Annotated in this window: 9 protein-coding genes and 1 pseudogene; 7 read left to right on the top strand and 3 right to left on the bottom strand. The window is 45.4% G+C overall.

Going from position 1 to position 14,201, the window contains the following annotated elements:
• Positions 1–91, top strand: a pseudogene (locus A7325_RS13730) (IS1 family transposase); the annotation flags it as partial.
• A gap of 65 nt (positions 92–156) precedes the next feature.
• Here A7325_RS13730 and A7325_RS08040 read toward each other — a convergent pair.
• Together A7325_RS08040 and A7325_RS08045 are read right to left on the bottom strand one after the other, a co-directional pair.
• Complete coding sequence (locus tag A7325_RS08040) at positions 157–1,263, bottom strand: lipase secretion chaperone (RefSeq protein WP_068406695.1); 1,107 nt, start codon at positions 1,261–1,263, stop codon at positions 157–159.
• Between the two features lie 172 nt (positions 1,264–1,435).
• Entirely contained in the window at positions 1,436–2,506 is a 1,071-nt protein-coding gene (locus A7325_RS08045) for a lipase family alpha/beta hydrolase (protein WP_068406697.1), read from the bottom strand.
• 372 nt (positions 2,507–2,878) lie between these two features.
• On the opposite strand from A7325_RS08045, the gene map reads away from it, so the two are divergent.
• Positions 2,879–3,670 (top strand): type I methionyl aminopeptidase, encoded by a 792-nt coding sequence (gene map / locus A7325_RS08050; protein ID WP_369811258.1) that lies wholly within the window; start codon positions 2,879–2,881, stop codon positions 3,668–3,670.
• Positions 3,671–3,816: 146 nt separating this feature from the next.
• Positions 3,817–6,588 carry a [protein-PII] uridylyltransferase gene (gene glnD, locus A7325_RS08055; RefSeq protein ID WP_068406703.1) on the top strand — a complete coding sequence of 924 codons (2,772 nt, stop codon included), beginning with the start codon at positions 3,817–3,819 and terminating at the stop codon, positions 6,586–6,588.
• A 165-nt stretch (positions 6,589–6,753) separates the two neighbouring features.
• On the opposite strand, the gene A7325_RS08060 is transcribed toward glnD, so the two are convergent.
• Complete coding sequence (locus A7325_RS08060; RefSeq protein WP_068406706.1) at positions 6,754–7,422, bottom strand: hypothetical protein; 669 nt, start codon at positions 7,420–7,422, stop codon at positions 6,754–6,756.
• Positions 7,423–7,735: 313 nt separating this feature from the next.
• Between A7325_RS08060 and dapC the strand changes: the two genes are divergently transcribed.
• The 4 genes from dapC to A7325_RS08080 all read left to right on the top strand — a co-directional run bounded on the left by dapC (position 7,736) and on the right by A7325_RS08080 (position 14,174).
• Positions 7,736–9,010, top strand: a complete 1,275-nt coding sequence (dapC, locus tag A7325_RS08065) for a succinyldiaminopimelate transaminase (RefSeq protein ID WP_068406709.1) — start codon at positions 7,736–7,738, stop codon at positions 9,008–9,010.
• 258 nt (positions 9,011–9,268) lie between these two features.
• Positions 9,269–11,380, top strand: coding sequence for a DUF294 nucleotidyltransferase-like domain-containing protein (locus A7325_RS08070; RefSeq protein ID WP_068406712.1), 2,112 nt, complete (start codon positions 9,269–9,271; stop codon positions 11,378–11,380).
• A 59-nt stretch (positions 11,381–11,439) separates the two neighbouring features.
• Positions 11,440–12,051, top strand: a complete 612-nt coding sequence (locus A7325_RS08075) for a 3'-5' exonuclease (RefSeq protein WP_068406716.1) — start codon at positions 11,440–11,442, stop codon at positions 12,049–12,051.
• A 65-nt stretch (positions 12,052–12,116) separates the two neighbouring features.
• The gene (locus tag A7325_RS08080; protein ID WP_082894351.1) at positions 12,117–14,174 is read left to right on the top strand and encodes a D-alanyl-D-alanine carboxypeptidase/D-alanyl-D-alanine-endopeptidase; all 2,058 of its coding nucleotides are present in this window, start codon (positions 12,117–12,119) and stop codon (positions 14,172–14,174) included.
• Positions 14,175–14,201: the final 27 nt, after the last annotated feature.

A 14,201-nucleotide genomic window follows, 5' to 3' on the forward strand; every position in this document is an offset into this window, starting at 1 on the left:
TCGAAAGACCTGTTGTTTCTCTAAGAAGCTCGATAATCACTTCAAAGTGTTTGATATGGTGTTCTTTTACATCAATTATGGTTACGTCTGATGCCGGCATACTTTTTAGAACACCACCAAATACTTTTTATTTTTACCTAAAAATTAACATCGGATTTAATTGGGAGTTGCAGCCTTTTGTTGTTGCAAAGCGGCATAACCTGCCAAACGTTTGCGTTCAGTCTCATTAAATAATTGCTGCTCCATTTGACTGATTCGGGCTTGCGCTTGCGTTTTATCAGCGCTTTGACTTAGTAGCTGCTGTTTTTGAGCTTGATACTGCTTAAAACGCTGATCAAAATGAGCATCTTGTTGATCGACCTGCGCAAGCCTTGCTGCTGCTGGCGCGCCAACCAACTCACGACGCATATTATATAACTCTTCAGCCGTTGCACCCATTGCTTGCAGCTGCTCTGTACGACTAAGTAACTCCTCCAGATTCGCCTGCTGAGCGATGTTGGCTTTGGTCGCATTATTGGGCATCCGGCTAATATAATCTTGCTTTGCCGCTTTTTTTTGGGCGTCAGACATTTGCTTATCTTGGTTAATTTTGACCATCGCCATACTATAATCATCATATTCATCTTCTGCGCCAAAAAAGGCGGTGATAGTATTTTTATCAAAATACTGCTGGCGTAATTTGGCAACATCTTGCTGCTGCTGCGCCACCACACTTAAATCCAGCTCGCCATTTTTGGTCGCCTGTAGTTGCAGATTGCCATAACGGCTTTCTATTGCAGGAATCGCTTTAAGATAGGCGATGTACTGGTCAAATATCTTCATCGCTTGGCTGGCGGCAGGCTCTGGCGTATGACTGCGGATATAACTCTCCACCCGCGCATAAACAACCGCTTCGTCCTCTTCGCCTAGCGCTGACAGAAAATAATCAAATAAACGCCGTAGCCCTTCGGTGACGACCAGCTGTTTATTTTCATCAATGATAATCTCTCCATCGACCTCCGTTCCTTGCAAGGAGCGCGGTAAATTCTCAAGACCCGTCGTAAATTGAGAAGCGTCTTGCTTAGCGAACGTGCCAACATTATTATTAACATTCGCCTCGTCTATGATGCTGACATTGGCTTGGCTATTCAGCGCCGTAGACTCTGTTTGAGAAAAAGGTTTGCGAGCATTATCGGGCTTAAACCACCAAATAATCGCCACAACTAAAATGATTATCACGGCGATAATGATGAGCAAAAATGGTGAACGGCGCTTAGTTGGCATAACGACACTATCTTATTTAATCAAGCGGTTTATAAGGAATTTACTATTCATAAAATGGGGCAAAATAAAAGGGCCCGTTACATAGTGACCCTTTTAGGCAAAAGCGGTTTATTTGCTAATTTACATTTAAGCCTTAATAATTAAATTTAATTACTAAATTTAGAAATTGGCTTTATAAATTGGCATTTTTTAAACGGTTAACCTGTTCGCGATAAACAGTTTTAGGATTAGGTTGTCCCCATGCGACCAAGCCTAATAGTTGATTGACCGAATCCATATGATTCATTTTGTAATCATCGCGGATGACATGACCTAGACGGCTTGAACAAGCAGAAACCAACCCATCATTTGGGTCATTTTTAAATACTTGTGAGGTCGCTAATAACACATAATCCATCGGGTCTAGCGCATTGGTTACTTGCCCGACACCACTGAATGAATAGTAGTTGATACCGTTTACCTTGGTATCTTTTGGTTGACCACAATAGCTTGAAGGCATGGCCGCTGGGAACTCGCGGTTAAAATCCGCCATATAGTCAGTTGATAAGGCGGTAACCGCACCAAACCCGTCTTGCTCTTGCAGCTTATCGATAGGGATGCCAGCGTTTAAATCCATAAAATTACCTAAGAAACCAAACAAGGTAAGCGCGGCTTTGGTAGCAGTATTATACTCACCATTGACTCTGTCATTATCAATCTGCTCAACCACCCAATCGGCTAATGCCGCCCCTTGCTCTGGGCTGGCAACTGCCGTCACTGACGCCACATACTTTGGCTCAACAGCAGCAACATAACGAATATCATGCCCGCCATGACTATGCCCGATTAAGTTCACCTTGGGGCTACCAGATATCGCGCTAATGGTTTTTACTTGCTGTAGTAGCTGCTCGCCGCGCACTCGGCTATCATTAAAAGAAGAGGTCTTGGTCGCGTAGACTTTTGAGCCGCCACTCATCAGGGTTTGCGGAATGCCATAAAAGTAATCGACACCGAGTAGCTTGGTAAAGCCGACCAGACCATGAGTCATGACAATGGGATATTTGGTATCAGTATGTTTTGAGGTGAAAAATTTGCTATCGACCATTTTACAGCCGGTGGCATTGGCGCAATTATAAAATTGTCCCGCTGCTTGAGCAGAAGTGGTTTGTAAGGTCATGAGGAGCACACCGACAGCAATAGCGCCAAGTGAAGGTAGAAAGGCGCTGGGCATTATGGCAGCGCGCAGGCGAGATTTTAGAGTCATAACAACTTCCTTGTTATTGTAAAATAAAAGTGTGAAGCCATTTTTATGCGGCTTATCTTTAACGTTTATTCTTCTTTAACGTTTAGCTATTGCATCCTGCACTAAGCGCTAAAAATCGTTGCCAATTCATTTAGCAAACAAAATTACAATACTTCTATCATCTACAACATTCAACTGCTTTTTGACATATGTGTCATATTTCCATGACTTTATAGTCACGTATCTACATATAAATAAGCTGAGACAGTTAATATCACTATAATGCTAGGCTTGATAAATGCGTACAAAGTTGCTAAGGGTTAGCAGAACAGCGACGCTTGCATTTATGGTATAATTGCCTACCTAAATTCTATAACTATAAGTACGACTATGATGACCAAAAAATCCCTTATCCAATCTCCTGAAGCCATAGAAAAAATGCGCGTGGCCGGTAAACTTGCCAGCGATGTGCTTGTAATGCTCGATGAGCACGTCAAAGTTGGCGTCAGTACCGAAGCATTGAACCAAATCGCTCACGATTATATCGTTAATGTGCAAGAAGCGATTCCTGCGCCCCTTAACTATAATGGCTTCCCAAAATCTATCTGTACCTCTGTCAACCATGTGGTTTGTCACGGTATTCCAACCGACAATAAACTACTAAAAGATGGCGATATCATCAATATTGATGTCACGGTTATCAAAGATGGCTATTACGGCGATACTTCGAAAATGTGGATTGTCGGCAATGGCTCTATCATGGCGCAGCGTATTTGCAAAGTGGCACAAGAAGCCCTTTATGCCGGTATGAGCGTGGTCAAAAATGGCGCGCGCTTAGGCGATGTCGGTGCGGCTATTCAAGAAGTGGTCGAGCCTGAGCGCTTTAGTATCGTGCGCGAGTTCTGTGGTCACGGTATTAGTAATGAATTCCATCACGAGCCGCAAGTCATGCACTATGGTAAAAAAGGCACAGGCTTTGAGCTAAAAACCGGTATGACTTTTACCATTGAGCCGATGATTAACCAAGGCACGTGGCAGACCAAAATTTTACCGGACGAATGGACGGCGATTACTAAAGACCGCAAGCTGTCAGCACAGTGGGAACATACCATGGTGGTGACGGACAATGGCTGTGAAGTCTTTACTACGCGCCCCGAAGAAGACTTAAGCTTTTTGACCCAGTAATACTTAAAAAGATCGCCTAGGCGGTCTTTTTTTTGCCTGAAAATTCAGGCATATTGGCGGTGCTATTTTTTGTTTTTCAGCGTGATATTTGCATTCACCCATTTTTTTAGCGCCTCTATTTACAACCTCTTAATCGGATACCCTTCATGTTTACTTGTGATGTCGCGACCATTGATTTGACGCCTATGCCTCTATTATCAGACCATAGCACTACAACCGATAGCGCGACGTCGCTCAGTAATCGCGAGCAAAATATTTCTAAGCACAGTATTTCTAAGCACAGTATTTCCGAACAGAGTATTGCTGAATGGCTGATTCAAATCAATGACGATATCAGCCGCGAGCTCGAACGCGGCGTCAATATCCGCCAATTGGTAGCGGCTCGTGCCTGTGTCATCGATGAGTTACTCATTGCGTTGTTCAAATGGTTTGAGCTTGATAAAACGGACTTAGCATTATTTGCCACTGGCGGTTATGGCCGCGGTGAGCTGTCGTTATATTCAGATGTCGATATTTTGCTGCTAACGCCAGACGAGATTGCGGCTGATAATAAAGAGAAAATCGATAATTTAGTGGCACTATTGTGGGATATTGGACTTGAGCCTGCCCTATCGGTGCGCAGCGTCAGCGAATGCTTGGAGGCGGCGCTCGACCACACCGTTGCCAGTACTTTACTAGAGGCGCGGTTGTTAGTCGGCAATGAAGCATTGCAAGATGTGCCCCATAGAATCGTCAATACCCAGTGGTCGCCACGTGATTTTTATGAGGTGAAAATCGCTGAAGCAAAAGCGCGTTATTTGCAGCACAATGCCACCGAGTACAATCTTGAGCCTAACATTAAAACGGCGCCCGGTGGTCTGCGTGACATTCATATTATTGGTTGGGTGACCAAACGCTACTTTCGCGTCAGTAAGCTTTATGACCTGGTGCAGCAAAACTTTTTGACCGAAAAAGAGTTTGATGAGCTTAACTTTGCCGAAGGTTATTTATGGCAAATCCGCCATTATTTGCATGAGCTGACTGGGCGCAATGAAAACAAGCTGCTATTTGATTATCAGCGTGAAATTGCGCAAATGATGGGCTATGAGACGCAGCCTGACGACCAACCAAATGCTGCCGTTGAGCGCTTTATGCGCGATTATTATCGCTGTGCCATGCAGATATCGACGCTATCTGAGATGCTGACCAATCATTATTATGAGACCATTATCGAGCCGCAACTGCCGGATGAAGAACGACCAAAAAAACATCCGATTAACGCCCGCTTTAACCGAGTCGGCGAACAGATTGCAATATCGCATCATCGCGTCTTTGCTCAGCACCCTGAGGCGATTTTAGAGATGTTTTTGCTGATGGGTCAATACGGTATCAAAAACGTCCGTACCCATACCTTGCGTGCGTTAAAAATAGCGGCGCGCGGCATCGATCAAGCGTATAGAGACAACCCGTCGCATCAAGCGCTATTTTTAGCCAATTTAAAAGAGCAAAATTATTTATTTCATCGCCTGCGTACCATGAATCGTTACGGCGTTTTGGGCAGCTATATCCCAGCTTTTGCGCAAGTAACGGGGCTGATGCAGTACGATTTATTTCATCGTTATACCGTTGATGCGCATACGTTATTTTTGATTCGTATTTTGCACCGCTTTACCGATCCGCGCTTTTTTGAGGACTTTCCACTGGTCAGCTCTATCTTTCAGCGTATCGAGCGCAAAGAGATTTTGGTGCTGGCGGCGATGTTTCATGATATCGCTAAAGGCCGCGGCGGTAATCATAGCCAGCTTGGCGAAACAGAAGCGATTGAGTTTTGTCTTGCTCATGGCATGAGTACTGCGGACGCGCATTTGGTCGGCTGGTTGACCCGCTATCATTTGCTGATGTCGATGACAGCGCAGAAAAAGGACATCTCAGACCCAGAAGTGGTGACGCTATTTGCCGATTTAGTCGGAAATGTCACCCATTTAAACCATCTGTATGTGCTGACGGTCGCCGATATGAATGCCACCAATCCCCAGCTTTGGAACAGCTGGCGCGCAACCTTGATGAAGCAGCTGTATTCACAAACACGGCGTATCCTGCGCGCTGATATTGACGCCCCAACCAACCGCCAAGATATGATTAAAGCCACGCGCAAACAGGCGCTGGCGATGCTTGATAATGTCGATAATCAGCACATGAATCGCGAAGAGGTTTTAAGGTTATGGGATGACTTGGGCGATGAGTATTTTTTGCGCGAGATCGCAGAAGATATCTTGTGGCATACTGAAGCTATCTTAAACCATCCGCCCATCGGCCGCGCCTCCGATGCCAATAGTCAGCCCTTGGTCGTGTTACGTGAGCATCGCGAGCTGGCACTTGATGCGGTGCAAGTGTTTGTTTATACCCAAGATCAGGTCAATTTATTTGCCGTTACCATGGCGGTATTTGACCAAATGAATCTCGATGTTTTGGATGCCCGCATCATTACCGCAACGCGTGATTTTGCCTTAGATTCCTACGTGCTGCTCGACCGCAGCGGCACGTTATTGGTCGATACAGACAGCCAACAAGAGCTTAAACAGCGCTTAATCGACGCCTTTAAAAATCCGACGGTGCCCAAGCTTACCAATAGAAAAATGCCGCGCCAGTTGCGACATTTCGATGTTGCTACGACGATTCACTTTGAGTTTAATGAAGCCTCAAATCAGCATATCATGAGCTTAGAGACGCTTGATCAACCAGGCTTACTGGCCCGCGTTGGTCAGGTGTTTTTACAACAACAAATTGAAGTGCATGCCGCCCGTATTACCACGTTAGGCGAGCGCGCAGAAGATATGTTTTATATCAGCGATCAAAACGATCAGGCATTGTCGGCGGATAAACTTGAGACATTGAAGGCGGCATTGATAGCAAGCCTGAGCATTCGTAACGATGGTTAATTGCTATATAGCTGCTTATGTTAGAAGTTAATCGTTAGAAGCTAAATTATAAATACGAAAAACGCTTTATCGTTAACCTTCAACGATAAAGCATTTTTTTAAGACGAAATATCAACGATAGCTTTTGACCAAATATTTATAAGCTACTTATATTAAACGCATACTTTATAAGACGCTTTTATAGACCATCTCGCTTGCCATCTCTTTAAGCTCCTCATCGGCAAGCTCCAACGGCAAAATCTCTGCTTCTACTTGCTGCTGCCCAAGCATCAAGCGCCCAGTGTCCACCTCTTTTTGTAGCAGACGATGCAAACTGGCTAAATGAAATTCGCCGTCGTAGTACTCAAAGATTTGCTGTAAGGAAATCGGGGCTTTGGCATGCACATCATTATAAAGCGTGTCAGCGGCCAAAATGGTCATCTCGTTAAGCGCTTCTTCACGCAAGACATCGACTTGATTGATCTTATTTTGTAAATGCGTGGCCATACGGCCCTTAAAGCCCAACATGACAATAAAAATCAGCGTCTGTACCGCAAATAAACCCATATACTGCCATAAAGGCAATGAGATGTTTGACAGTTTGCTCAGGAGCATAAGCACCATCGCCACCACCACATAGCTGACCAATTGCCAGAGTAGCCACATCATAAAGCTGTTATCGCCAAACCAAAACATCTGCCGCTCTTTTAACAGCGTCAACTGCTGCCGCGCATGCCACCAATTGTGCTCGCGCTGTTTTAGTTGCTCGTATAGCTCAACACGCTGGCTACCCTCAAATTGTTGCACATTGATATCTTTAGCGCCACGCTCATCGGTTTTTAAAACACTAGACATATCAAGTTTCCTTAAATAATCTGACGTTTTTACGGACAGTTATTTTTTGCTTGGTTAATAAATGACGCTATTTTAATTTTATCTATACTTAATCGCATTATTAAAATTGGCCAATCTCAATACGGGTTACCGTCTAAAAAACAAGCGCTATGCAAGGTTATTCACCGTATAAATTGCTTTAAGTGCTGGTTTTAACTCAACAATAAACCGTCTGAGAAGAAAAAAGACAAAAAATAAGAGAAGTGCTACACTGCTTAAATGTAATTTTTCTTTATCACTTTATTATTAATTGTCTATTATAGTTAGCCTACCTATGAATCACAACTTGACGACTCTGCACCCTTATCCGTTCGCTAAGATGGCGACTTTACTCGCGGACAGTACGCCAGCCTATAACTATAGTGAAATTAAGCTCGGTATTGGAGAGCCAAAACACGAGCCGCCAGCATTTGTGTTGGACGTCCTACGCGAAAACTTGGACAAAATAAGCCAATATCCAACCACCAACGGGCTGTTTGAGCTGCGTCAAACCATCGCTCACTGGTTAGAAAAGCGCTTCTTTCTCAATCATCTTGACCCGCATACGCAAGTATTGCCGGTTATGGGTACGCGCGAGGCGATTTTTAGCTTGGTGCAAGCGGTTATTGACCATCCACAAACCGAGTTGTCCGAAGACGAAACCAATCAACTGGCAGCTCATAATCAGCCAAGCGCGCAGCCCTTGCAAAAAGCAGATGAGGCACCAACCATTGTGATGCCCAATCCGTTTTATCAGATATACGAGGGCGCTGCCATACTCGCGCAAGCGACGCCGTACTTTATGCCTTGCAGCATTGATAATGATTTTAAAGGTGACTATCGCGCGGTACCGAGGGACGTTTGGACGCGCACGCAGCTATTGTTTGTCTGTAGCCCAAATAATCCAACCGGTTCCGTCATGACCATGGATGATTGGGAACACTTACTGCGTTTATCCGACCAGTACGGCTTTATCATTGCCAGCGACGAGTGCTATAGCGAGCTGTATTTTGATCGCGCGCCGATTGGCCTGCTGCAAGCTTGCGCGGCGCTCGGTCGTCATAACTTTAAAAATTGCGTGGTATTTCACTCTTTATCCAAGCGTTCAAACTTGCCCGGCCTGCGCTCAGGCTTTGTGGCCGGTGACGCCAATATTTTGCAGCCTTATTTGCAATATCGCACCTATCAAGGCTGCGCGATGCCGATACCGCATCAGCTGGCTTCCATCGCTGCTTGGGAAGATGAAAAGCACGTGGCGCACAATCGAGCGCTCTATCAAGAAAAATTCGCCTTATGGATGTCAGAGCTTGGCGCATTGCTTGATTTACGCATGCCAGAAGCAGGTTTTTACTTTTGGGTAAAAGTACCTGAGCAATTTAATGGCGACGATGAAATCTTTGTCAAAGCGTTGTATGAGCAAGCAAATATTCACGCGCTGGCTGGGCGTTATCTATCACGCGAGGTCAATGGTAAAAATCCTGGGCAAGGTTATGTGCGCATTGCCTTGGTTGCTAGCGTTGAGGAAAGCCGCGAAGCCATCAGTCGCATTCGCAAACTGCTTGGCGCTTAAATACTCACTCAAAAACTGAGCTTAAAATTTAGTCAAAGAACCTCAGCATTAAACGATAGATACGACCTCAAGACTTAGTATAGTATCAGAGAACCCTACATACCCACAATAGCATAATGGTTATATATGGTTCTCTGCTATCTTGGTTGGCAAAGAGTGCTATAGTAGAAATAACGCGACGCTATTTTGATATTTCTTTAGCAGTCGTAAAATTTCTTTTTCCAAAATCTTACTAAATATGCCATCAAGGATGATGCCATGCCCCATCTTGATTTTACTCAGCCACCCTTTGATGTACTAAGCGCGGCTGAACGCCAAAGCGTCAGAAAAAATACCCAAATCCGTTATCTTGCTAAAGATGAGCGTTTATCAGCCGCTGATCTAACCTATTTTTATGTAGTGATTAAAGGACAAATCGAGCAGCTGCTTGCTGGCGAATTTGTGGCGACGTATTTGGGCAGCAATCATACCGACCATCTAAATAGTAATGATTGGTTTGACAGTCGGCGGTTGCCAAAATCGTTTACAGAAGAGGACAAAGACGCCGCCAGCACCATACATATAAACAGTAGCGCCCCTAGAGACACCATGCCTAAAAACCAAAATACCGTGTCGCCCTACGAGTTTCGCGCCATTGAAGACACCCTGCTGCTGCAAGTAAACGGCGCCACCGTTGACAAAATCAGTGCGCAGAATCATTTGGTGCGCCAATTACTCTCAGAAGATTTACCTGAACGATTAAAAGCATTGCAGCAGCGGCGAAGCGGGCAAAGCTTAGATACTAGCTCTCATGGTTATAATGAGCAGCAAGAAGTCCAGCAAATCATGATGCAGCCAGTGATTGATGTCAGCTTATTACCCGTGCATATCATTGATGCCACCAGCAGCCTCTATGAGGCGGCGCATATCATGACCAAAGCTGGGCTCAAGCATGTGTTGGTGCGACCGCTCGACCAATTAAATCCTGCTCAAGCGCAAATATTAGATAATGATTTAAAAACGGATTTAGACCAAAACTTAGACCGAAATTTAGCCAACAACCTAGATAGCAGCTTAGTTACTGATAGCGCCAATACGCAAACTTCCAACAGCTACTCTGGTCGTACATTAGGTATTTTAACCGATACCGATATCTGCCGCGCGGTGAGCGACCAGCAAAACCCTGCGACGACGCCTTGCCAGCGTTATGCAAGTTTCAATCTGCGCACCATTGATGCGGACGATGAGATTGGCGATGCGCTATTGACCATGACGCGCTACCGTATCCATAGGCTGCCGGTGATTGATGCCAACGGCGAGGTTGCAGGCGTACTCGGACAAAGCGATATGCTCGCTCATATTGGTCATCATTCGCAGCTAATTAGTCTGCAGATTGAGCAGGCAAAAGATTTGCCGAGCTTAGCTACCGCGGTTGAGCTTATCGGGCGCTATATTCGTGCGCAGCACCAAAACGGTATCAAAATTGGTAATGTCAGCCGTATGGTACAGACGCTTAATGCGCAAGTTTTTACCAAACTGTGGCAACTTATCGTACCTGATGAAGTGATGAAAAATACTTGCGTCATCGTCATGGGCTCAGAGGGTCGCGGCGAGCAAATCATGCGTACCGACCAAGACAATGCACTGATTATTCGTGATGGTTATAGCCATCCTGGCTTAGCTCAGTTCGCTGAAACCTTTAACCATCATTTAGCAACCTTGGGTTATCCACTTTGCAATGGCAATATCATGATGACCAATCCGATGTGGCGGCAGCCACTCAAACAGTTCAAAGCGCAGATTAGCTTATGGTTTAGAAATACTGACCCGATACATAGTATTTATTTGTCGGCCATATTTGATGGCGACTATGTCTGCGGCGATGAATCGCTACTAACGAGTGTGCGCGAGCATTTAAAAATTGCCCATCACCAGTCAGATTTGATGTTTGTCCGCCAGTTCGCCCGTGCCGCTTTACAGTTTGGCGATGTCGGTCAATGGTGGCAAAAGTTTGTGCCGCTCCTTGGCGGTAAAAAAAGCGCCTACGATATCGACCTTAAAAAAGCCGGTATTTTCCCGCTGGTGCATGGTATTCGTACTTTAGCCTTAGAAAACGATATTTTTGATGCGCCGAGTAGTAAAGGACGTCTTAAAGGCTTGGTACAAGTGCGCGCCTTAAACCAACAGCGCGCTGACACTTTGCTTGAAGCGTTAGAGTTTTTTATGGCGCAGCGCTTGTCAGTGGCGCTATCGACAGATGATAAGCATGCGCGGCAAGTTGATCCGACCACTTTATCGGCACTCGAGCGAGACTTGTTAAATGAATGCCTGGCCGTGGTCAAAAGCTTTAAGGGTCAATTAAGTCGCCATTATCAGCTAGAGTTTAATTAAAATACATACGTCAGCTGATAAGAACGCTGCGCGCAAAAATAAAGGGGAGCAAAAATAAGATGCGTTGGCTAAAACAGTTATCGTCTCATTGGCAAAAGACCCATTTGCAGCGCCCTGAGCTGGCATCGATGTTTAATAAACCTTTGGCTGATAAATGGGTCGCGATTGATTGCGAGATGACGGGACTCAACCCAAAAAAGCACCACCTGCTATCTATCGCTGCCATTCATATCAACGGCGATAGCATTGATACGGGTAACGGTCTGCATCTGGTTTGCCGACCGCCAGTGATGCCTGGCCGTGATACCATTGTGATTCATGGGCTGCGCACTGCCGATGTTGAGCATGGTATGAGCTACGATGAAATGCTGGCTTTAGTACTGCCTTTTATAGACAATCGACCGCTAGTTGGGTTTTGTCCGCAGATAGATACAGGGTTTTTAAATCCTTTGGTCAAACGCTATATGGGCACCACGCTACCGAATAAGGTCATTGATATACGGCAATTATACAGTCGGCGGATGGGCGATCGTACGCAGGGTATTCCCAATCAATCACAGCACTTGACCAATATTCTAGCGCATTATGAGATCCCAGAGCTTGGCACACACGATGCTTATAACGATGCCATCATGACAGCCATGGCATTTTTGCACCTACGCCAACGCTGATACTACGTGAAAATAGCAACTCATGTTACCATAGGCTGTTTTTGCCACCTGATAATAGACCGCTCATGCTACTCACTTCTAAGACTCATAACCGCCCTACCGCCTTTGCTAAATTAGCGCCTTTTTCTAAGCAACCATATATGCTATATAAGCCTGCTCACTACCTAGCATCGCTGACCTTATTGGCGAGTGTTTTGCTAACGCCGCTATGTGCGCAAGCGGTTTTACCAGAAGCGATTCAGACAGCGCTTACGCGCGCAAACTTAAGCGCGACCGATATTAGTATGGTCATCACCCCAGTCGGTGATAAAACTGCGAGCCGCTTGCCTGCGCCTATACAGGTAATTGATAGCACGAAGTCTGCTAATCAGCCTGAATCGCTAACTACAGATAGTGCTGCCGCAGAGCCTAACAGCATCCAAAAACAAACGACTCAAAATAACAATACTAATGCTAAAGAAATAACGGTACATCAAAGCGCCTTAGTGACGATTGAAAAACAGACGATTAAGCAACATGCAAGACAGCTGCATGCTTATACCGATGACCCTTATACCTATCAAAGTATAGAAAGCGTGCCACCGCTACTGCCAGATGACGCTTTAAAACTCACCAAAAATCCTACTAAGAATGAAAGCAGCAAAAACAATAACGACAAATCGACTGCTCATAATCCCGCTATCAAAATTTCGTTTTCACCGCTATTAAGCCATCAAGCCGATATTGCGCGCACGCCTGCCAGCACCATGAAACTGGTGCCAAGTTTTATTGCCTTAGATACGTTGGGTGCTGACTTCGTTTGGCATACTCGTGTTTACCATACGGGTATTATCATTGGCGATACGCTCTATGGCGACTTGATTATTCAAGGCAGTGGCGACCCAAAAATGACCCACGAACGCTTACAGCAACTGCTTTATAAAGTCCAAACTGCTGGTATCCGCCATATCAACGGCGATATCATCGTCGATAGTAGTGTGTTTACAAACGTCACCAAAGACCCTGCCGCCTTTGACAACTCGCCGCTACGTCCTTATAACGCCAGCCCCGATGGTTTTTTGGTCAATTTTAGCAGTGTCGGTATTCAGAGCTATCCGCTAGACAATACGCGCGCGCAGCTAACCTACACACCGCAATTGGCAAATTATCAATTGCCAAGCATGATAAATATGCGCTCGGCTGCTTGCGGGCAAGCGCGCTATAGTATTGCGCCGCAGTGGCAAGCGGCACAATTAACGCTTAATAGCAATTTACCAGACAGCTGCGGCGAACATGCTTTTTATGTCGCCTACCCTGATGCCAAAGATTTTGCCGCCCGCGTCATTGCCTCTAAATGGCAAACGCTTGGCAATACCTTAAGTGGCAAAGTCATCGCGCAAGAAACGCCTTATCATGCCAATGAAACTGCCAATAAACAGAAAAAATCGCCACATGGTTTGGCAGCTATTGTCATGTCGCCCTTGCCCATTGTCAGCTATCCTTCTTTAAACCTTAAGCAGCAGATTTATGATATCAATCACTTCTCTAATAACGTGATGACCGAACAAGTAGCGCTTTCTATTGGCGCTTATAAAGCAGATGTGAATAAAAAAGACACGCATCAAGAAAGCGTTAATAAGAAAGGCACTGATACCGATAAAACAATTAACAATCAAGCAATCAGCTTATATCAATTTGGTCAGCCAACCGCGACCGACTATCCGCAAGCGCTGCAATCAATCAATCAGTGGTGGCAAACCAACTTAACTACTCCGCCGCCGCATTTGACCAATGGCTCAGGACTCTGCCGCGATTGCAGCATCAGTGCCGCCAATCTAAGCGAGCTGTTAACCTACGCCTACAATCAACCGAGCTTTGATGCTTATGTGAGCTCGCTAGGCATTGCTGGGGTCAGTGGCACCATCAGCGCCCATAGTGACCGCTTACCCAAGTCGCAAGCCATCGGCCGCGCTTGGATAAAAACCGGCACCTTAAATAATGTCACCTCGATGGCAGGCTATGTCAAAGGTTTGTCTGGGCAAGACTATGTGGTGGTCGGACTGATTAATACAGATCATGCGCTTAATGCCTATACTGCCCGTACCGTATTAGATAGCATGTTAGATTGGACAGCACAGCATTGATAACAACATTAATATCGTCAATATTGT

The sequence above is a fragment of the Psychrobacter sp. SHUES1 genome, assembly GCF_001652315.1.
In the GTDB taxonomy this organism is placed as follows: Bacteria; Pseudomonadota; Gammaproteobacteria; order Pseudomonadales; family Moraxellaceae; genus Psychrobacter; species Psychrobacter faecalis.